The organism is Armatimonadota bacterium (genome assembly GCA_016789105.1).
Lineage (GTDB): Bacteria > Armatimonadota > Fimbriimonadia > Fimbriimonadales > Fimbriimonadaceae > UphvI-Ar2.
This window is the reverse complement of the sequence record JAEURN010000006.1, coordinates 224,254-244,506: the sequence shown is the minus strand read 5'-3', so window position 1 is coordinate 244,506 and position 20,253 is coordinate 224,254. Positions and strand designations below refer to the sequence as shown.

At 57.9% G+C, this 20,253-nt stretch carries 21 protein-coding genes; 7 read left to right on the top strand and 14 right to left on the bottom strand.

The window, feature by feature from the left end; all coding sequences use genetic code 11:
* Nucleotides 1-21 precede the first annotated feature (21 nt).
* The 5 genes from JNM28_06850 to JNM28_06830 all read right to left on the bottom strand — a co-directional run bounded on the left by JNM28_06850 (nt 22) and on the right by JNM28_06830 (nt 4,191).
* Entirely contained in the window at nt 22-999 is a 978-nt protein-coding gene (locus JNM28_06850; GenBank protein MBL8068150.1) for an ABC transporter permease, read from the bottom strand.
* Nucleotides 996-2,486, bottom strand: a complete 1,491-nt coding sequence (locus tag JNM28_06845) for a sugar ABC transporter ATP-binding protein (protein MBL8068149.1) — start codon at nt 2,484-2,486, stop codon at nt 996-998. Before JNM28_06845 ends, JNM28_06850 begins: the two co-directional genes overlap by 4 nt.
* 22 nt (nt 2,487-2,508) lie before the next feature.
* Entirely contained in the window at nt 2,509-3,492 is a 984-nt protein-coding gene (galE, locus tag JNM28_06840; protein MBL8068148.1) for a UDP-glucose 4-epimerase GalE, read from the bottom strand.
* Nucleotides 3,493-3,576: 84 nt separating this feature from the next.
* A complete protein-coding gene (locus JNM28_06835) occupies nt 3,577-3,888 on the bottom strand; it encodes a hypothetical protein (protein ID MBL8068147.1) in 312 nt (103 codons plus the stop codon).
* 24 nt (nt 3,889-3,912) lie between these two features.
* Nucleotides 3,913-4,191 carry a hypothetical protein gene (locus JNM28_06830; protein MBL8068146.1) on the bottom strand — a complete coding sequence of 93 codons (279 nt, stop codon included), beginning with the start codon at nt 4,189-4,191 and terminating at the stop codon, nt 3,913-3,915.
* A gap of 291 nt (nt 4,192-4,482) precedes the next feature.
* On the opposite strand from JNM28_06830, the gene JNM28_06825 reads away from it, so the two are divergent.
* Complete coding sequence (locus tag JNM28_06825) at nt 4,483-5,451, top strand: alpha/beta fold hydrolase (GenBank protein ID MBL8068145.1); 969 nt, start codon at nt 4,483-4,485, stop codon at nt 5,449-5,451.
* Nucleotides 5,452-5,487: 36 nt separating this feature from the next.
* Here the strand turns inward: JNM28_06825 and JNM28_06820 are convergent, their stop codons facing one another.
* Genes JNM28_06820 through JNM28_06810 form a run of 3 tightly spaced genes read right to left on the bottom strand, consistent with a single transcriptional unit; the run spans nt 5,488 to nt 7,791 of the window.
* The gene (locus JNM28_06820) at nt 5,488-6,309 is read right to left on the bottom strand and encodes an ABC transporter permease (protein MBL8068144.1); all 822 of its coding nucleotides are present in this window, start codon (nt 6,307-6,309) and stop codon (nt 5,488-5,490) included.
* The gene (locus JNM28_06815) at nt 6,306-7,316 is read right to left on the bottom strand and encodes an ABC transporter permease (protein MBL8068143.1); all 1,011 of its coding nucleotides are present in this window, start codon (nt 7,314-7,316) and stop codon (nt 6,306-6,308) included. The genes JNM28_06820 and JNM28_06815 overlap by 4 nt, the downstream gene beginning before the upstream one ends.
* Nucleotides 7,309-7,791 (bottom strand): peptidylprolyl isomerase, encoded by a 483-nt coding sequence (locus JNM28_06810; protein MBL8068142.1) that lies wholly within the window; start codon nt 7,789-7,791, stop codon nt 7,309-7,311. The genes JNM28_06815 and JNM28_06810 overlap by 8 nt, the downstream gene beginning before the upstream one ends.
* 188 nt (nt 7,792-7,979) lie before the next feature.
* Between JNM28_06810 and dapA the strand changes: the two genes are divergently transcribed.
* A complete protein-coding gene (gene dapA, locus JNM28_06805) occupies nt 7,980-8,876 on the top strand; it encodes a 4-hydroxy-tetrahydrodipicolinate synthase (GenBank protein ID MBL8068141.1) in 897 nt (298 codons plus the stop codon).
* Nucleotides 8,877-8,939: 63 nt separating this feature from the next.
* Nucleotides 8,940-9,716, top strand: coding sequence for a Bax inhibitor-1/YccA family protein (locus JNM28_06800; protein MBL8068140.1), 777 nt, complete (start codon nt 8,940-8,942; stop codon nt 9,714-9,716).
* An 83-nt stretch (nt 9,717-9,799) separates the two neighbouring features.
* Here JNM28_06800 and JNM28_06795 read toward each other — a convergent pair whose 3' ends face one another.
* Genes JNM28_06795 through JNM28_06785 form a run of 3 tightly spaced genes read right to left on the bottom strand, consistent with a single transcriptional unit; the run spans nt 9,800 to nt 13,855 of the window.
* Nucleotides 9,800-11,026, bottom strand: a complete 1,227-nt coding sequence (locus JNM28_06795; GenBank protein MBL8068139.1) for an ABC transporter permease — start codon at nt 11,024-11,026, stop codon at nt 9,800-9,802.
* Nucleotides 11,027-11,029: 3 nt separating this feature from the next.
* Nucleotides 11,030-12,796, bottom strand: coding sequence for an efflux RND transporter periplasmic adaptor subunit (locus tag JNM28_06790; GenBank protein MBL8068138.1), 1,767 nt, complete (start codon nt 12,794-12,796; stop codon nt 11,030-11,032).
* 3 nt (nt 12,797-12,799) lie between these two features.
* A complete protein-coding gene (locus tag JNM28_06785) occupies nt 12,800-13,855 on the bottom strand; it encodes a peptidase C39 family protein (protein MBL8068137.1) in 1,056 nt (351 codons plus the stop codon).
* A gap of 107 nt (nt 13,856-13,962) precedes the next feature.
* On the opposite strand from JNM28_06785, the gene JNM28_06780 reads away from it, so the two are divergent.
* Genes JNM28_06780 through JNM28_06765 form a run of 4 tightly spaced genes read left to right on the top strand, consistent with a single transcriptional unit; the run spans nt 13,963 to nt 16,625 of the window.
* Entirely contained in the window at nt 13,963-14,664 is a 702-nt protein-coding gene (locus JNM28_06780) for an ABC transporter ATP-binding protein (protein MBL8068136.1), read from the top strand.
* 50 nt (nt 14,665-14,714) lie between these two features.
* Nucleotides 14,715-15,128 (top strand): ribosomal protein S18-alanine N-acetyltransferase, encoded by a 414-nt coding sequence (gene rimI / locus JNM28_06775; GenBank protein MBL8068135.1) that lies wholly within the window; start codon nt 14,715-14,717, stop codon nt 15,126-15,128.
* Nucleotides 15,116-16,147, top strand: a complete 1,032-nt coding sequence (tsaD, locus tag JNM28_06770; GenBank protein MBL8068134.1) for a tRNA (adenosine(37)-N6)-threonylcarbamoyltransferase complex transferase subunit TsaD — start codon at nt 15,116-15,118, stop codon at nt 16,145-16,147. The genes rimI and tsaD overlap by 13 nt, the downstream gene beginning before the upstream one ends.
* 4 nt (nt 16,148-16,151) lie before the next feature.
* Nucleotides 16,152-16,625, top strand: a complete 474-nt coding sequence (locus tag JNM28_06765) for a hypothetical protein (GenBank protein MBL8068133.1) — start codon at nt 16,152-16,154, stop codon at nt 16,623-16,625.
* Nucleotides 16,626-16,640: 15 nt separating this feature from the next.
* Here JNM28_06765 and JNM28_06760 read toward each other — a convergent pair whose 3' ends face one another.
* Genes JNM28_06760 through JNM28_06750 form a run of 3 tightly spaced genes read right to left on the bottom strand, consistent with a single transcriptional unit; the run spans nt 16,641 to nt 20,237 of the window.
* Entirely contained in the window at nt 16,641-17,366 is a 726-nt protein-coding gene (locus tag JNM28_06760) for a tyrosine-type recombinase/integrase (protein ID MBL8068132.1), read from the bottom strand.
* Between the two features lie 11 nt (nt 17,367-17,377).
* Nucleotides 17,378-19,258 carry a glycosyltransferase family 39 protein gene (locus tag JNM28_06755; GenBank protein ID MBL8068131.1) on the bottom strand — a complete coding sequence of 627 codons (1,881 nt, stop codon included), beginning with the start codon at nt 19,256-19,258 and terminating at the stop codon, nt 17,378-17,380.
* Nucleotides 19,259-19,277: 19 nt separating this feature from the next.
* Entirely contained in the window at nt 19,278-20,237 is a 960-nt protein-coding gene (locus JNM28_06750; GenBank protein MBL8068130.1) for a hypothetical protein, read from the bottom strand.
* Nucleotides 20,238-20,253: the final 16 nt, after the last annotated feature.

Below are 20,253 nucleotides of genomic sequence, written 5' to 3'. Positions count from 1 at the left end.
ATACGAGGCTAAAAATGCGGGTCAATCTGTTTTCTTGCCCCGGGCAATCAACACGGCGAAAAGGATGATCGCGCCTTTGACGATCCCCTGGAGGTAGGTGTCAACTTCTGCCGCAATCAGAATGTTTCCGATCATCCCCAAAATCAAAACTCCCACGACGGTCCCCCAGATGCGCCCCTGACCGCCTCGCAGGCTCGTCCCCCCGATCACCACGGCTGCGATGGACTCCAACTCATACAAGTTTCCGGCATTTTGACTGGGCACCGAATTCAACTTAGAGGCATATACCCAAGCCGCCAATCCGGCACAGACCCCCATCAGGACAAAGCTCCAAACCCGAATTGCACCCACGTTGACGGCGGAATATTTTGCCGCCCTCTCGTTGCTACCGACGGCAACCAGTCGGCGGCCGTATGGAGTCTGATTCAACAAAAACCCGGCCACCAAGGCCACCGCCACAAACAAAACCCCAGACCAGAACACCATAAGCGGCTTGCCAGAAAATGTCGCCAACCCTGGAATTGGAAATCCTTTCGATGTCAAATCGGCCAAAGCCGGGTTTTGGGAGACCACCGTCCCGCCTTTGGACAAGGTCAATGCCGAGGAGCGGAAAACGAGCAACCCGACCAAAGTCGCCACAAACGGCGCAACCCTCCCCCAAGTGACCACGACCCCCTGAGCCAACCCCAACGTTGCCGCCGTGCCGACCATCCACAGAACGCCTACCCAGACCGGCCCCGACCCCATCTGCTGGATGCCGAGGACTCCGGCCAGGGCAAGCAGGCTGCCCACACTGAGGTCGATCCCGCCCCCGATGATGACGAGGGTCATGCCGACCGCAAGAATCCCCACGTCAGCGTTGCTGCAAAGCAGGTTTCGCCACGTGTCGGGCTTTTGGAAAACATCTCCCCACCGGAACACGGCGAAGACGGCAAAAAGCACAAAGGCGATCAAAACGCCGTCGCGCTGGAAGTCGATTTTCTTCAACGTCGCTTTCATGCCCCCACTCCCGCGGCATAACGCATGATGGATTCCTCGCTAAATTCACCCCGATCCAATACGGCAACGGGATCTCCGTTGCGCATCACGACAATCCGGTGGCAAAGCCCGATCAGTTCATTCATTTCGCTACTGACCACCGCAATGGCCCGCCCCTCCGCCGCCAGTTGGGCGATGATCGCATAGATTTGCGCCTTGCTGCCCACATCGACTCCCCGCGTCGGTTCATCGAGAACAATAAGTTTGGGGTCGCCTTCCAACCATTTAGCCAAGCTCACCTTTTGTTGGTTGCCGCCGCTCAGGCTGCCAACCCGGTCTTGAACGCTGGAGATCTTGACCGACAAGGCCTCGCGCCAATGTTCGGCGCGCAACTCTGCCCGCCTGCGATCTGTCGCGATCCTTCCCAATCGGTTCAGCCAAGGCAAAGCGATGTTGTCGGCAACAGAGAAGTCCAGATGGAGCCCGGCACCCTTGCGATCTTCGCTGACATAAACGGCACCCCTCTGGTTCCAAATTCCAAAGGTCGCTCGCCCTTGGGGCTCGCCTTCCCAATCGGTGTCGAGGTTGGCTGCCGGGCGCAAACCAAGAATCGACTCGAACAATTCCGTCCGTCCACTGCCAATCAAACCCGCGAACCCGACGATTTCGCCGGAGTGGAAGACAATCTCACCCATTGGCCAGGATGATTTTGGATCCGACCCGCCAGAACTGTGCGCGGCGATGCGGAGCACAGGCGTGCTACCGGGTTCGGGAACCACCGGAAACATGTCCCCCAGTTCACGGCCGACCATCATTTGGGCGAGCTCAATTTCGCTAATGCCGTCTGCATTAACGGTACCGACGTGCACGCCATCCCGCAACACCGAGATCCGGTCGCAGTTGGCGATCAGCTCCCCCAAAAGATGCGAAATCAGGATTACAGTTTTCCCTTCCGCTTTGAGTCGGGCGACCAGAGTAAACAGGGAGTCCTTCTCGTTCTTGCTCAACACGGCGGTGGGTTCATCCATGATGAGCACCTCGGCACCGGTTGAAACGGCCTTAGCGATTTCAACCAATTGCTTTTCAGCCAGGCTCAAAGTCCTCACCATATGCGACGGAGCGAAACCTGCGCCCACTTCGGCCAGCCAGTGGGCCGATTCCGACTCCATGCGCTTCCGGTTTGACACAAGGGCCCTTTCACGGCCGAGGAAGATGTTTTCGGCAACGCTTAGGTCATCGACTAAGTTGAGTTCTTGGTGGATCATGGCGATGCCCGCCGCCATTGCCGCCTGCACGCCTCGGAACTGGTGCAGCGCCCCACCGACTCTGAGGGTTCCGGAGGACGGCGGTTCAACCCCGGCGAGGATTTTCATCAGAGTCGACTTTCCCGCCCCATTTTCTCCGATCACGCCGTGAACCTCTCCCGGCTGGAATGTGAGCGAGACCCCGCCGAGAGCCGTGACGCCAGGGTACTCCTTGACGATTCCCTCTACCTCGACGACCGGCATGTCCGGCTATTATCCCCGAGAGTCAACGCGGATAGCCATCGGGGTGAGCCTGCATCCATAACCACGCATGACGGACACAGGTTTCGACATCGTCGTATTGCGGATTCCAACCCAGCACTTCGCGCGCCCGGGTCGAATCAGCCACCAGCCGAGCCGGGTCGCCGGCGCGGCGGTCGCCGTATTTGACTGGGAAATCCCGACCCGTGACCGTCCGGACGGCATCAATCACCTGCTTCACGCTGAACCCATTACCGCTACCCAGGTTGAATTGGGCAGATTCCCCGCCCGCATCCAGATAGCGGATGGCCTTCAGGTGGGCATCGGCAAGGTCGCAGACATGCACATAGTCCCGGATACAGGTGCCGTCAGACGTGTCGTAATCCGTGCCGAACACGGCGACTTCGGGCGCTTTTCCACTGGCCGCCAGGAGGATCCTGGGGATCAAGTGGGTTTCGGGGCGGTGGTCTTCGCCCAATTCCCCATCGGGATCGCTTCCGCAGGCGTTGAAATACCTGAGGCAAACGCTGCGAATGCCATAAGCCTTGCCATAGGCGGCGAGCATCCGTTCGACGGCGAGTTTGGTGTCCCCATAGGGGTTGGTCGGGCTTTTGGGATGATCTTCGGGGATCGGGATCTCTTGTGGCTCGCCATAAACTGCCGCTGTTGAGCTGAACACGAACTGGGCGACGCCATGCCTCCGGCAGGCATCCAAGAGGTTCCACACGGCGGAAACATTGTTGTCCCAGAACTTTGCGGGATCCTGGACGCTTTCCCCCACTTCAATGTAAGCCGCAAAGTGCATCGCCAACGTGATCGGGTAGGTCGCAAAGACTCTCTCAATGTCTTTCGGGTTTCTCAGATCGCCTTGCTCGAACGGCGAACCAGCAACGGCCGGTCGGTTCCCCCTTTCCAGGTTGTCGAAAACGACATGCGCCACGCCTTCTTGCCTCAGGCGTTTGGCCATATGCGAACCAATGAACCCGGCTCCACCGCAAACCAAAATCATTCCGGCGGCAGTTTACAGCCATGCAATCGAAAGGCGGGCGCCCAATGTGGACGCCCATCCTTTACTCCACTGGTCAGACAAAAATCAGTCTCGCGAGAGGTGCCGGTTCATCGACCCGACCACCCCCTGGTTTTCCCGGCGGCGTCTGCGCAAGAGCAGGGCTTCCCTCGCTAGGTCGAGGTGGTAAAGGGCAGTGGCATTCTCCTCGCAAGCAAGTTCCCGCCCTTGGAAATCGAGAAGCTTTTCCTGGAGGATGCCAATCACATCCTCCACCCGGCATCCGTTGATGCCAGATTCGTCGGGCGACCCGTGTTGGAATTGGATTTTGATAAATTCCGTTTCGACAGTCGCATAGCTCCCGTCGAGGTGGCGGAACTTCTCCATGTTCTCGCTCATTGCCTTTGCCCCCTATTGCCGGCGTCAGTGGATCGTTTCCTTGCCCAAATCCCCGATCATTTCTGTTCGTTTGGTTTTGAGTTTCAGGATTGTTTCCGTCAGTTGTGCGATCTCTTTCCTGCGGCCCGGGCCCAGCGTTTCCATCTCGTTGGCCGAAAGCCGGGTGAAAGAAGCCTCCATGCGGTCACGGATGGTGCCGGCTTCGTCAACCAGTTCTTTAAACCGATCGACCTTTTCATCGACAGGAGAATCACTCCTTTCGACGATGCTGGCTTTGCGCATGATTTGGCTTACAAAAGACATGGAGTGCCCTCCAGAACGACGAACATGCGGGTTCGGATTTGTTTATTCATGACTTTCTTGATTGCGCCTACGAGGTTAGCTGCCGGGTTAGGTTCAAGAACGACCTGGGCATATCCCTATGCCCTTCACCCCCTGTGGGTTTCGGTTCCCCCGTTCTGGGCTCGGCCCAGATTCGACGTCCCCCTATTATACCGGCTCCCCAAAAATATTGCTGATCCCCCGGGCCCGTCCGGCCGATTTGCTGCCAGTCCATGCAACCGCAGCGGTGTTCGGGATGTCATAATTTAGATGATGATCGAATTAGTTGCGTTGGCACTTTTCACCTACCAATCTGCTTTCGCCGAAACGGAGGTGTCCTTCCCTGGCCAAGGACTGACGCTCAATGGGACGCTTTCGATCCCGAAAACCGAAAGGGATCTTCCCGCCTTTTTGTTGCTCCCGGGCAGCGGGCCTACCGACCGCGACGGCAACCAGCCCCCCAACTTTATGACCAATGTGCTCAAGGATCTCTCCGTCGATCTGAACCGGCGAGGGTATGCGACTTTGAGGTTCGACAAACGGCCGGTGCACCGCTATGCTGAAAAGTGGCCAAAGGACATGGCTGCAATTGCGGAGTTCTTCTCGCTGGAAAACCACTTGAAGGACATTGAATCGGCTGTCGGGTTCTTGCGCGCCCAAAAGGGGGTTGACCCAAAGCGCATCTACCTTGTCGGGCACAGCGAGGGGGCGCTGTTCGCCACCGACCTCGGCAAGCGGCTTGGAGTTCAGGGGATGGTTCTGCTGGGTGCCCCTGGCCGGAAAATGGATGTGATCTTGGCCGAGCAACTGCACAAGAACATCGGCCAGTTGCCAGATGGGAAGGAAAAGACAACCCTGCTCAACGATTGCGACCGGGCTATCGACGCCCTTAAAACGGGGACATCCATTCCCAGCGGCATCGACCCTCGGCTTGCTTCCCTCTTCAACCCGAGTTCGGCCGTCCTCCTCCACGGGTACTTCTCCATCGACCCGATCGCCGAAGCCAAGATGTTCGACCAGCCGGTCTTTATTGCAAACGGCGAGAAGGATGTTCAGATCAGTGCGGAGTTGGATGCCAAGCCATTGGCAAAGGCATTTCCGAAAGCGACGCTCTTCATCATCCCCAACGCCAGCCACAACCTCAAAGAACTGAAATCCGCCAACGACCCCGGGATTGCGGGCCCCATTTCACCGGCGCTTTACGAAGCCCTCGGCAAATGGCTTGAGGAGACGATCCGGTAACCCACAGACCAGGGTTGGCGGTTGATTCCCAACCCTTCAGATCGCCTGGTTCTTCTTGGGGTCGACGATGGTTCGCAACCCGTCGCCGACAAAATTCAACGCGAAGATGGTGAGTGACAAGGCGATGCAAGGCCAAAGGAGCATTAAGGGCTCGGAGTTTTTGTTGGTGTTGCCGACCTGGATCATTTGGCCCCAGCTGGGTTCCGGGGGCTGGATGCCAATTCCCAAAAAGCTGAGGGTGCTTTCCGCCAGGATAGTGGCCGCCACATCCACCATCATCACCGCAAAGATGATCCCCCAAAGGTGGGGCAGGATGTGTTTGACAACGAGATAGGGGGTATTGGCCCCCATGGCCTTGGCTGCCACGACATACTCCCGGTCTTTGAGGGTTGCGACTTGGTTTTTAACCAACCTGGCCATCGGGGGCCAAGCGGTGAAGGCAAGGCCGATAATGACCGGCCCAACCCCCATTTGGAAGACACCCACGATCATGATGGCCAGCAGGAGGTCGGGAAAGGCGAACATTCCATCCGTGAACCGTTGGACGGGGATGCTGATCCACTTAGGTGCATAAACGCTAACGATGCCCACTACGATCCCCACCGCAACCGCAATGGCTTGGACAACGATGCCGATAGTTAGCGACGTCCGCGCACCATAAGCGAGACGGGCGAAAATGTCCCGGCCGATTTCGTCGGTTCCCAACCAATAGGTGCTGTTCGGCTTGAGGAAAGGCGGCGCCGACGAAACGTCGTACTGGTGTCGGAAAGTCGGGCCGAACACGGCCAAAACGACCAAGAAGACCAGGTAGGTGACGCCAAGCCAAAAAAGAGGGCTCAACCCCTTGAATTTGTTCATATTTGGCTCTCCCGGATTCGTGGGTCGATGAGGGGGAGGAAGATGTCGACAATGAGGTTCACCGCGATGAACAAGAACCCGGTGACAAGGGTCGAAGCCAATATCATCGGGGTGTCACGCTGGGTGATGGCTTCGATGGCGGTTTTCCCGATGCCTGGGATCAGGTAAGCGCTTTCCACGACGAATGATCCGGTGAGCAGGTACCCGAATGAGGTCCCCATCGTGGTCAAAACCGGGATCAAGGCATTGCGGAAGCAGTGCTTCCAATAAAGCCTCCTCTTCGAAACCCCCTTGGCGACGGCCAAGCGGACGAACTCTTGTTTGAGTGTGTCCACCATGCTTGCCCGCATCAACCGGGTCAACGTGGCCATGGGCCGCAGGGACAGCACCAGCATGGGGATCAGCAGATAAAAAATCTCGGGTGCCACCTGCTTTTCAGGGATCTGGTAGCTCGTCGGCAGCAAATCAAAGAATTTGGGCGAGGTGATCAGCACCAAAAGGGGCAATAAGACGTAATTGGGAATGGTGACGCCAAGCGTGCTGAGGCTCAGCACCACGCGATCAGCCACTTTGTTTTCGCGGATGGCTGCCAGCATGCCCAACAATACGCCAAGGATGGAAGCGACGCAAATGGAGAGGGTTGCGATCTTAAGCGTGATCGGCATAGCCCGGGCCAACGTGTCTTTGATCGGTTGTTGGGTGCCTTGGGTGGAATTGCCGAATTCCAACCGGGCGGCATTGCCCAAAAACTCCACATAACGGATTGGCCAGGGCCTGTCCAGGCCCATTTCGTGCCGCAGTTGGGTGATCTGTACGGCCGTCGCCTTATCCCCTGCGCGGATCGTCGCCGCGTCGCCCGGGGCGATCTCATCAGCAACAAAAGTAATGAGAGTGATGAAAACCAGGCTGACCAAGCCATAGAGGATGCGCAACAAAATCGGCCGGGCGTAGCTCCAAATGGCCGCCCGGCCTGCGGATTCGGATTGTGTCGCCGCGGCCTCAGTCACCAGAAATCGAGACCGACGTTACCTGATCGCCGACCTCGATGGACGAGACGATCTCCATCCCACGCGTCACTTGGCCAAACACGGTGTAGCTATTGTCCAAAAACGGCTTGTTGTCGAGCATGATGTAGAACTGGCTGTCGCCGGCCTTGGGGTCATCGGCGCGCGTGGCCAAGCCGACCGCCCCTTTCACGTGGGACTTGCCAGATTTCTCATATTCGATTCGGGCCCCGCTCCCCCCTTGTCCAATCGAAGGGTCGTTCATCGGCTTTGACTTTGTGTTCGGGTCTCCGAACCGGACGAGGAACGGCCTGGGCTCTTTGAGGACGGCATAAAACTTTTGACCGTCATAGAACCCGCTCTTAGCCAGTTGCACGATGTGGGCGACGGTTTTGGGGGCTTCAGCCTGGTAAAGCTCGATCACGACATCGCCCTTCCCGGCCACTTTTAAAGTCATGGTCGGGTTGGCTGCTGCCAATGGGCCGGATGTTGTTCCTGCCGTTGCCACCGCCATTGCACACACTGCCGACACCAAACCCCTTGTCATTGCCACTGTTTTTACCTCGCTTGCAATGCTTAGACGGATGGCCAGCCTCCCCGGCACCGAATGGGCCAAATCGGACAAAACTGGGTAGGACGTCCAGCCGCCGGTATGCTGGTGTTCTAATGGGCGCATTCTTTGCACCTCGCGATTGGGGCCGCCTCTTGACAGCGATGGTGACCCCTTTTGGGCCCGACGGGCGCATCGACTTGGTTGAGGCTAAACGAATTGCCGGTTACCTAGTCGATGTCCAGAAAAACGACGGGTTGGTCGTTTCCGGCACGACCGGGGAGTCCCCGACCACGGCCGACGACGAAAAAATCCAACTTCTAGAGGCGGTTTTGGAAGCGGTGGGCGACCGGGCAGCCGTCATCGCAGGTTGCGGGACAAACGACACCGCCCACTCCATCCACTTGACCAAGCTCTGCGACGCGATCGGTGCGCACGGCATCATGTTGGTCAACCCTTATTACAATCGCCCCTCGCAAGCGGGATTGGAGGCGCATTTTTCAGCGATTGCGCGGGAAACCGACCTTCCGGTGATGCTTTACAACATCCAACCCCGGAGCGCGGTGAATTTGGAGACCGAAACGCTAATGCGTTTGGCGGAAATCCCCAACATCGTGGCGGTCAAAGAGGCAAGCGGCAACCTCGGTCAAATCAGCGATGTTTGCCGACTCGCACCAAGCGGGTTCCGGGTCTATTCCGGAGACGACGCCTTGACTTTGCCCATCCTCAGCCTGGGCGGGCACGGCCTTGTCAGCGTCGCCGCCCACTGCGTGGGATCCCAATTGAAGGAGATGATCGAACGGTTCCCGGGCGACCCCGCTGGCGCGTCGGCCATCCACCACCGGCTGACCCCGTTTATCAAGGCGGTCTTCTCCGCCCCCAGCCCGTCACCGATCAAGGCGGCTCTGGCTTCGGCTGGGTTTGCTTGCGAATCGGTGCGGATGCCCATGATCCCCCTCACCGCAGAACAAAAAATGGCGGTTTTAAATGCCCTCCAAACGACCCGGGATTGAGACATTTTTCACTTCCGGTGCGTTGAACCAAATGTCTAGTAAACTGAAGCTGGACGGAACACCATGAGCAAGCCTTGGTACAAAACAAACAACCCGGCGATGAAAGAAGAGTATTTCGTCGGTTCCGGTTCCTATTCTGGTTCCCTAGCCGGAACCCAAACCGGCGTCATGACGGTCAACGGCACCGTCGCCAAGACGGGTCTGCTGTTGTCGATCGTCTTTGCGATGGGGATTGTCGGGTACCTCTTCCCGAACCCGGTTCTGGCCATGGCCGCCATCGTTTTGGCAATCGTGGCCGCAATTGTCGGCATGTTCAAACGGGAATGGGCAATGCCGATCAGCCTCGCCTATTCCGTTTTGGAAGGGTACGCGCTCGGGTTCATCTCGCTGCTGTATTCGATCCAGTTCGCCGACACGCAATACAAAGGCATCGTTCCAATGGCGATGGCCGCCACGTTTGCCGTGTTCGGGACGATGTTGACCCTTTACGTCACCCGGGTAATCAAGGTCACGGACACCTTCCGGACGATTGTCTGGGGGGCAACAGCCGGCGCGATGCTGTTCTATCTGGGCACGTTCCTCATCAGTTTTGTCATGCCCGGCATCTATGAGGCGCTGCCGGTGTTTTCGGCCGGGCCGATCGGCATCGGTTTCAGTCTCCTCATGATCGTGTTGGCGGCGGCCAATTTTGCTACCGACTTCGACATGATTGAGCGGGGCGTCGAAGCCCGGGCCCCCAAATACATGGAGTGGTTCGGGGCGTTTGCGGTGATGCTGACGATCGTTTGGCTTTACCTCGAAATGCTCCGGCTCATCTCCAAGATCGCTCGCAGCCGTTAAGAGCCGGTCACCCCGATAATTGAAAGCCCCACCATCTTGACGATGGTGGGGCTTGCTTTTGTGTTCGCTGGCGATGCGCCGTGTCACTCGGTTCGCAGAGCTTCGATCGGGCTGAGACTGGAAGCCCGGGCGGCCGGATATAGGCCGAAGATCACGCCGATCACGGCAGAAATCCCTGTCGAAACGAGCGCAGAACTCAACGGGAAGATCATTTGCAACCCACCTTTGCTCGGAAAGTTGGTGGCGGACGTCAAGGCGGTGATCCCTTGCCCGAATAGGAAGGCGATCCCCATTCCAATGAACCCGCCGACAACCGAAAGAAGCACGGATTCGACCAAGAACTGGGTCATCACGCTGGACCGCGTTGCCCCCACAGCCTTGCGCAGACCGACTTCGCGCGTTCGTTCGGTGACTGAGACGAGCATGATGTTCATGATCCCGATCCCGCCGACAAGCAGAGACAGGGCGGCAATCCCGGCAAGGACGGCACCGGCACCGCCCAGAATATTGCCGAAGATGTTCATGATCGACTCGCGGCTGTCGATGCGGTAGACCCTCTTGTTCCCGGATTTTTGCATCAAAACCCGCCAAGCATCATCCATGGCAGTATCGACAGAAACGCCAGCCTTTGGCCTTGTCGTCAAATAGGTGACCTTGTCGCCACCGATCCATTTGTCTTGGGCGGTCGTCAGAGGCACCAAGATGTCCTTTTTGTTGCTCTGGCCCATGATTTCCACCACGTCCATCACCCCAATTACTTCCAAGGTGATGCCGGGGAATGTGATCAATTTGCCTTCCGCCGGCTCTTTCCCAAAAAGGCGATCTCGGATGTCGGTTCCAATCACGCAGACGTTAGCCCTGGTTTCCAGGTCTTTCCGGTCGATATGCCGACCGGTCAAGATCCCGATTTTGTTCAAGTCGGGAAAATTCTGGTCAACACCGGAGATGTCCGGGTCGGAGACAGACTTGTCTTTATAAGAGATCTTTTTTGGGCCGATTTGCAGAATGGCCGAGCCGATATCCAGGGTTGTCGCCTGGTTCATTAGCAATTCAAGATCCGAATATCCCATCCCCTCGATCTGGGAGTTCCGTTCGACCCGATCCCGCCCGCCATCGTAAAAGATGATGATGGTGTCGGCTCCCAGCTTCTTGAATTCGTACGAGATGTAGTATTGGAAGCCGTTGGAGACCATCGAGATGAGGGTGACGCTCATGACCCCGATGATCACGCCGAGCATCGTCAGGAATGCCCGAAGCTTGTGCAACCGGAGCATGTCCCAAGCGATGCGGAATGACTCGAAAACGTTCAATGCCTATTCCTTTCCGGCTTTGCCGCTTTCTGATTTCGAACTGGAGGAACTGGAGGATTGGCCATCTTTGTTTTCACCCTCTTTGTTCTCTTCGTCATCACCGGGGCCAAATTGCATCATGCCTTTGCGGGCCGGGCCACCGAACGGCGGCCGCACCACCTGGTCGCCTTCCTTGAGGCCACCCCTGATCTCGATGAAAGCTTGGTCCTTCAGGCCAACTTCGATATCCTTCCTGATTCCCTTAAGCTGTGGCTTTTCCAGAGGCTTTTTGGGGTCGGCTTTGGGGACTTCTTTTGGATCGTAGAGCATGACGTAAGATTGCCCGTTCTCCATCCCGACAAAAGCCAACGGGAGCCGCAAGACATCCTTTCGTTGGCTCGGGGTGATGTCGCACTTGGCCGACATGCCGCTTTTGAGTTTCGGCTCCACCCTGTCCAAGGTGACTTCCACCGCATACTTGACAACTGGATCCCCTCCGACTCCGGCGGCGTTTTCGATTTGGGCCGGAGAGATCTTGGTGACACGTCCCGTGAAAGTGCTATCGGGGAGCGCATCAACGGTGATTTCGGCCTCCATATCGGTCAATAGCCGGGCAACGTCGATTTCGTTGATCTCAAGCTTGACGATCATCTTTGACCGGTCTTCGATCTTGACGATCGGCGAGCCGGCGGAAAATGTGCTGAGTGCGTTGACAAGTTCGCCCATCTGGACGTACCGCTTGGTAACAACCCCGGAGATGGGGGCCCGGACTTCGGTTTCCCCAAGTAGCCGCAGGTTCTCGTTGAGCGAGCTCTCGATTTGGGCGACCGACGCTTTGGATCCGCGGCGCTGCTCCACGAGGGCATCGACATCCTTCAGGGCCGCCTCGGCATCCCTCAAATTCTGGACGGCTGTTTGGTAATCCTGCTTCTTTGTCTGGTCGACGAACGAGTTGGCCTTGGCCCGGTCCAAATCGGCTTGGGCCTGGTCGATCTGCTTTTGGGCTCGTTCCCGTTCCAAACGTTGCTCATTGTCCAACCGTTGCAGGGCCTCCCCGGCTTGCCGGAGTTTTGTTTTGGCCAGTTCCAGGCTCAAGTCGGCCTGTTCGACTTCGCGCTTGCTGACATACCCCTTGGCATAAAGACCCTGTTGGCGGTCTGCTTCAAGCTGGGCCTGGTTGACATTGTTTTGCGCATCTTGGCGAGCGGTCTCCGAACTTGTCCGTTGGTTGGGCTGGGTGACTTTGACCAAAAGGTCGTAAGATTTTTGCGCCGATTCGAGGGCGGTTTGGGCGGAGCGGATAGAAGCATTGGTGAGGGTCGGCTGGGCATTTAGCTCCAATTCCAGTTGCTTCACCCGGATTTTGGCCTTCTCCAAGTTGGTCTTGGCGGTCACGCGGCGTTGGGCAATTTGCACATCGATTTGCCGGACGCTGCTGTTTGCGCCGTCGAGTTGGGCCCGGCTTTGTTGGACTTGCAATTCAGTTTGTTGGGGATCAATGACGGCAACGAGCTGCCCCTTTTCGACATAGTCTCCTTCATCGACCAGCAGCCGGGCCACGCGGCCACCGACCTGGCTTTTGACCTCAACGGTGGACAACGCTTCAAGCGACCCCGTTTCAACGACTTTGATGGCGACATCCCCGCGGCTCACCTTTTGGACACTGGATTTGACCAAGTCGTCCAAGACCTTCTTTTGGGCGAGTTTTGAGCCACTCACTGCCATGGCCCCAAAAGCCACGACGATGATGAGGGGAATCAAGATGAATAAAGCGATCTTCCAGGGTTTCATGGGTCAGTTTTGCGGCCAAGGGCCATTGCTTGGTGTCGGCCACCCTTTGGGATGGACGATGTAAACCGTGTTTTTGCTTTCCGCCCACGCACGGGCGAAATCATCACGGAGATAGGTCATGCGGACGACGTTGCGGCCCGGGTCGTTGAAAATGGGGGTGCCGTCATCTTGGAAACCCACAACAACGACCAAGTGACCGTCGTTGTCCTGCTTCCCTTTGCCTTTCAGGTGGCCATAACTGACCGAACAAGCCACAGGGATCCCTTCGGCCACGAATGCTTCGATGTCCTCGATTGACCGAAGTCGGGTGACGTACCCGGTCATCCCCAAACGGGAAGCCGCAAAGGCTACGTTGAACGGCCAGTTTCCGGTGCCGTTCCAGCCCGGATCGAACACCCCGGCTTGGACTTCTGGAACATCGGCATCGATCTGTGGCGTTTCCATACGCTTGGACCAATAGGCCAAAATCATGGAAATCGAGGTCGGGCTGCAAAGGACGTTCCCCTTTTCGTAATTCATTTGCGCCCGCATAGGAACATCCAGCAAGGTGCCCCACCGGTGAGTCAAAGAATCAGCTGGGGGCACAGAGGATCCGCTGAGGACGAAATTCAGGCGGCTGAATCGCGGCGATTGTCCGTTTGGCCCGTTAGTGGCAACCACGCGGACTTCGAAATCCGTGGTGGGCTGCTTGAGGATCCATGTATCGGTGCTGACTTTGCCGAATGTGTCCTCCTGGTCGTTGACGCTCGACCGGGAGCAAGTTGCTGCTTCGCCCTGTCCCCACGTCCCCAAACAGAATTCCTGGGCTCCGGGAGTTGCCGGCCGAACAAAAAACGCCAGCGAAGATCCGCCTTCAGCGCGCCCGATCCAACTCGGCACCGCCTCGATGAATGGCATGCCATGAACCGTGGCGCGGAATTCCCTTCCCGTCGCCGTTTCGCTAACGGCGAAATCATCCGCACGGAGCGAGACGAAGTTCCACGGATTGGCTTGTACGGCGTTTGCGCTTCCCAGTTGCGCCAAAAAAACCCCCAGAACCGGAGCGATTTGCACCAGCATTGCCAACCCTTACCCCAGATCGCCCCAATTGCGTTGCACTGGTTGCGAAACCGGTGGGTCCGACGGGCTCCAAATGCGGTACCCGGCCATCGGCTAGAATAGAGCCAATGCTGAAGATCGAGGGCCTGAACGTCTTTTACGGGGCCATCCAAGCCTTGAACGATGTTTCCTTGGAAGTCAACCAGGGCGAGGTTGTTTCGATCATCGGATCCAACGGCGCCGGGAAGAGCACGCTCCTCCGGACGGTTTCCGGATTGGTCCGGGCACGCTCGGGCCGGGTTGATTTTGAAGGGACTGACCTTTGCGGCGTGAGCCCGGACAAGATCGTGCAAATGGGGATCAGCCAAAGCCCCGAAGGTCGGCGGATCTTTACCAATATGACCGTCCATGAGAACCTCCAGCTCGGGGCGTTCACGCGGCGGGATTCCGAGGTTCAGAAAGATATGGACCGATTCCTGGATCGCTTCCCTCGGGTTCGCGAGCGGCTCAAACAAAATGCCGGGACGCTTTCGGGCGGGGAGCAGCAGATGCTGGCTATGTGCCGGGCCCTAATGTGCCGGCCGAGACTGTTGCTGCTTGACGAACCGAGCATGGGGCTGGCGCCTAACCTGGTCAAAGAGATTTTCAATGTCGTCAAAGACCTGCACCAAGAAGGGGTCACGATCCTGCTCGTTGAGCAAAACGCGGTCCGGGCCCTGGAAGTCGCCGATCGGGCGTATGTGCTAGAAACCGGCAACATCGTCCTTAGTGACACCGGCAAGGCTCTGCTGACCAACCCCAAAGTCAAAGAAGCCTATCTCGGCGGCTAACCGTGGCAAACCTGCGCATCTCACCGTTAGAGGAACGGCACATTGCGGCCGTGGTCGCAATCGAGAAGGCCTCGCAGTCTTGCCCGTGGTCAGAATCCTCGTTCCGCAACGAAATCGCCCACGAGCGGGGAGTCTTTATCGTCGGCGAACTCGGGTCTGAAGTTGTTGGGTTCGCGGGCCAGTGGATCATCGTCGATGAAGCGCACATCATCACGGTGGCGGTGGCAGAACCCCACCGCAGGCAGGGATTCGCCGAAAAGCTCATCGTGGAACTCTTGCTCACCGCCAAAGCGAAAGGGGCATCTTGCGCCACTTTGGAAGTGCGGGCCAGCAATGCAGCCGCACAGGCGCTGTATGAAAAGCTCGGATTCGCCGATTGTGGCCGCCGCCGCAACTATTACCCTGACAACAAAGAGGATGCGGTGATCATGTGGCTTTACGGATTGCAAGAATGGGATCGGTGAGCCTGGAATTCTGGCCGGGGCCCTTGATCGCCATCGAAACCAGTTGCGACGAAACCTCGTTTGCGGTGCTGGACGGCCGGCAGATCCTATCAAACGTCGTAGCCAGCCAGACCGAGATGCATATCAAGTGGGGCGGGGTGGTGCCGGAAGCGGCGGCAAGGGCCCACATCGAAAACCTGATCCCCGTTTATGAAGAGGCCATGGAAGCGGCAGGGAGGCCACCTCTCACGGCGGTCTGCGTCACCAACCGCCCCGGCCTGGTCGGGGCGCTCAGCGTGGGCGTTTCCGCGGCAAAGGCGATGGCCCACCGGTTGGGTTGCCCCTTGCTGGGGGTTCACCACCTGGAGGGGCACATGATGTCCCCATTGGGCGACCCGGATTTGAAGATTGCCTTCCCCCATATTTCGCTGATCGCAAGCGGCGGGCATACGGAATTGGTCTTGGTCCGAGCTCCAGGCGAGTTCCAGATCATCGGCGAAACCAGGGACGACGCCGCCGGAGAGGCGTTTGATAAAGGGGCACGGCTCCTGGGACTAGGCTATCCGGGCGGAAGGGCAATTCAGGAAGCGGCCAAAGCCGGTGACTCTGGCCGGTACCGTTTGCCCCGGGCGTTGAAAGACGACCCTGCTGCATTCAGCTTCAGCGGATTGAAAACCGCCATGCTCCGCCTTGTCCAAACGGAAGGCGATCGGCTGAACGTCGCCGATGCCGCCGCCAGCCTACAGCAAGCAGTTGTGGACGTCTTGGCCGACAAAGCAATTGCCGCCTGCGAAGCCACCGGGATCGGGGCCCTGAGCCTTGTCGGTGGGGTCAGCGCTAATGAGTCCCTGCGGGAACGGCTACAAAGGGAATGTGCCCGGCGGGGATTTAGGCTTTTTTTGGCCCCACCCCCGCTTTGCACCGACAACGCCGCCATGATCGGGCTCGCGGGATCGCTCCGGCTTCGAAGGGGCGAACGGTCCAACTGGGATCTGGAATGCCTGCCCAATGCGGGGTTCGCCCAGACTCCGCTACAATAGAGTTATGCCGGATGACGGTGCAGCGCCAAGCGAGACCAGCGATGGGATCAAACCCCTCGACCCCCGGTTGCGGGGTGTTGCCATGGCCGTCCTGGTGGTGGCCCTTTTGGCCGCCGTTGACTTTGGGGCAAACATGCGCGTCCGGCAGGCCAAGTTCTCGGAGTTGGAGCGCATGACCGACGCCATGAGCGAAGCTCTGGAACCATCAGTCCTCTCGCAATCACCGGAAAAGCTTCAGCGGATCTTGGTGGACATGGCAAAGGCCGGAGAGCTTCAAGAAGTCAGCATTGCAGACAATTCGGGGACGATCATCGCCTCCACGAACTCGGCCCGGGTCGGCACCAAGAGCGATGCCATGAAAAACGCGACCGGCTCGGCAAAAGCCGAATCCCGCAACGGCAGTGTCGTTGTGCGGCGTGCGGTGATTTTGGCCGGAGACACGCGCTTTGGCAACCTTGAGATCCGAGTAGCTGAATAGGCTCCGCAATCCGGGTCACCGGCGGGGATGGGCTTTGGCATAAACCTGTTCCACATGGTCGAGATCCAGCTGGGTGTAAACCTGGGTTGTGTTGATGCTACTGTGGCCAAGCAGTTCTTGGACAACGCGCAGATCGGCCCCACCCCGGATCAAATGAACGGCATAGGTGTGCCGCAACGTGTGGGGACTCACCGCCGATTCAATACCGGCATTCACCCGATGCCGCTCCAGAATCGCATAAGCGGACTGTCGGCTGAGGGGCCCTCCCCGTGAGCCCAAAAAGAGTTCGGCAACCGGTTTGCGCACCAGTTTGGGTCGGGATTCGGCCAAGTACCTCTCCACCCAGGGGATGGTGTGCATCGGCACCGGAACCCACCGCGTCTTACCCCGCTTCCCCGTCACCCGGAAAGCCGCCTGATCCAAATCGACTTCTTCCATCCGGAGACCAACGGCCTCGCTGGCCCTCAGGCCGGTGCCATAAACCAGTTCCATCAGCGCCCGATCCCGCAATCCTTCTGCGGTCGAAAGATCCGGAGACTCGAGTAGCCGGTGGAGAACCTCGGGATTGAGAGCTTTGGGAATCCTTTTGGGAAGCCTGATCCCGGAGGCACTCGGCAAATCCGCACTTGGGCCTTGGCCGTGACGCTTGAGATATTTGAGCAGTGACCGGAGCGCACTCACACGCCGGCGTGCGGTGGAAGGGGCAACACCTTGTCGCGCCGCCGTTTGGAACAGCAGCAAATCCTCCGCCGTCAGTTCCCGCCAGTCGGTGCGCCCACGCCCGGCGAAGAATTCGGCGGCCCGCTTGAGGTCTCCTTCGTAGGATCCGACGGTGTGTCCGGACGCCCCCCGTTCGAATTGGAGGGAGTCGATGAACTGCCCGATCCCGATTTCAAATCTTTTCGAATCCAAATCCATTCTTGAGGACGGATGTAAGCCATGTCATGGATCCCCGCCGTATACCAAAGGCCATCCAACCCTAACAATTTCGTCTTCACGCCTGCAAAATCTCTCACATCGACCATGGCATAGCGTTCCGTGAGCAGTTTGATGAAATCGGAATACCGATCGACTTGGCCCTTGAATTGGGGATCAATGTCCTTTTGACCGTAAAGCTTGACGTACCCTTCGGCCTCGTAACTGCTAAACAGGATGAAGTCGGGTTGGGCCTCAGAGATCAGTCGGGGATCCCAGTCTTGCCTTTGATCCAGGCCGTCGGGGGCATACCGGATGACTTTCAATCCCGGAACCGTCTCCAGCAATCCGATCCGATCCCCGATTCTCATGTTGGCCGGCCCCGCTTGGATTTCGGCGTGCAAGGTGGGCGTGTAGAACCAGGGGTCGCTGACCAGCCCGACCGAGGAACCTTCGGGGACGTTTTCGCGGACGAAAGCGGCCATTTGGTCGCGCACGTCGGGCTCTGTCATCCACTTGGTCAGCATCGCGGTGGATACCAGCCCCCCGCCGAAACCGGCGATCCCGAAAATGGCAAAGGCGACGAAGGCCTTCATTTGCATCGATCCGTTTTTATGGGCCTGGCCGATGGCCCACCCGTACCCCATTGCCAACACCGGGATCAGCGGAAAGATGTAGCGCATGAACTTGACTTCGGCCCGGCCGATAAGAAGGTATTCGACCAGCGCGAACACCAAGGGCCCGATGAGCCAGGCCTGCTTGCGATAAACCCCCCGTCCTAAACCGGCAAGGCTGAACAGCAACAAGGCTCCGCCATAGCCCACGATGATGTTGGAGATGTGGTAGACGAATCCCGGGGCAGTCCCCGCAAAAACCATCCCATGCCCGGTTGAAGTGTGCGTGAGCTCAAATTGGAAATCTTGCAAGAATTTTGCTGAATCCAGGACTGCCCCTGGCGTGACCAAGACAAAGACACCGAGCATTGCGGCCAGGGCAATTGCGACCAGCCTTCCGACTTCCGGCAACCGGCCCTTTCCAAGAACCAGGAATAGCGTTGTCCCTATCGCCAGAATGGCAAGGACGCCCGTGTATTTGGTTCCGGCCGAAAGCCCGGCAAACACCCCTGCCCAAATCGCTGCCCGCTGCAGAACTTTGAGGTCAACCTCCTCGTCGCCAGTCGGAACCATGCGCGAACAGTGGTAGAAGCACCAAGCCAAAAAGCACGTCGCCAACACGTCGACGGTCTGGAACCGGCTATGCATGACGAACGCTGGGGTCAAACCCATGGCGAGCCCCCCCATCACCCCGCCGATGAGGCCCGTGTGCCGGATCAAGGACAAATAGACCGCCAGGGCCGCTAGAGCTCCCGCCACCGCACTGACGACCCGCCCGGCCATCAAAAAGTCGCGGTTCCTGGCCCAATAATTGGATCCATCTTGCCCAACCTCGGCCGCCCCATAGGAAGAAGCCATGTCGGTCGCCACTTTCTGGATCGTCAGGTACAGGGTGCCGTAGTTGTAAAAGCCGGGCGTGAATTTCCCCTGTGCGGGCTGGATCAGTTGCGAGTACGCGAGGATCAGCTCCTCATCCGGGTGAAGGCTGTGGTGCCGTTCGGCGGACGGCAACCCCCAGCCGATGCCGATGAACCGCACAAATAAACAGAGAGCAAAAATGCCAAGGCCGAACCCCAATCGGGCTCTGTCGACCTTGGCGTTCATCACCCCGCCATGATACCGGCTACTTGATGGATTGGAGCGTAATGGAGGCCCGGCCCTTGATCTTCTCCTCGATCATGGGCTTTTCAACTCTGGTCAAATAGATGGACCACCCTCCAGTCGTTCGGGCATCGGCCCGGAGTGTGTGCAACCCCTTTGGATCGAGATAGAACGTGATTTTGGAGTCCAACTGGAGCGGGAGTTTGGAAAGGCCGGATTCGTTGGCGGTCATGCGCATGGCCTGGTTGATGTATTGGGCCGCGTCACTGTCCAAGTGGATGACGCCTTCCACCAATTCCGCCGGTTTCCCGTTGTACTCGCCTGGCCCCTTATAGGTGAGATCCATGTCGAGCCGCTGAACTTCGAACTTGCCGCCAGACCCTTTGAGTTCCATGGGCTGGTAGCTCATGGTCTGGCGCCAAGTGTCCCCGACTTCCACTTCGCCGACTGGCAGTTTTGGAGCGAAGTCCAAAGAGCTGTCCAAACCCCCGATGAAAAGGGCAAGACGCTGGAGTTCCCCGGCGAATTGGGAAACGATGTCTTGGCGCATGGCCGGAGTCATCGTGTAGAAGTTCTTGAACCCTTTTGGAAACGTGAATAATCTTTTGTCCGTTTTCGGGGAAAGATCCTTGATCCCTGTCACGGCGTTCACCGGCGACAAATCCAGCTCCATCTTCCATTTCAGCGGGATTTTGGTTTCCACGGGGCCCCTATCTGCCGTTTCCCCATCGATTTGGGTGATGGCCGGCCTTTGGTAGAGCACCTTTGCTAACCCGGACGATTTGACGTCGGTTATTTGGTAGGTGAAATCATAGTTGAGGTCGACCTCTGAAGGGATGAACGTATTGAGTTCGCCTTGGCGGGTGTCGGACTGCAAGTGGGTCCGAACCGAATAGGAAAACGTCTTTCCCTTTTCGAACGACCGGTATAGCTCGCGGGGGCCATCGGCCAAGACCGCCGTTGCAACGAGGGCGCTTAACATGGTTTCAGCTATTTTG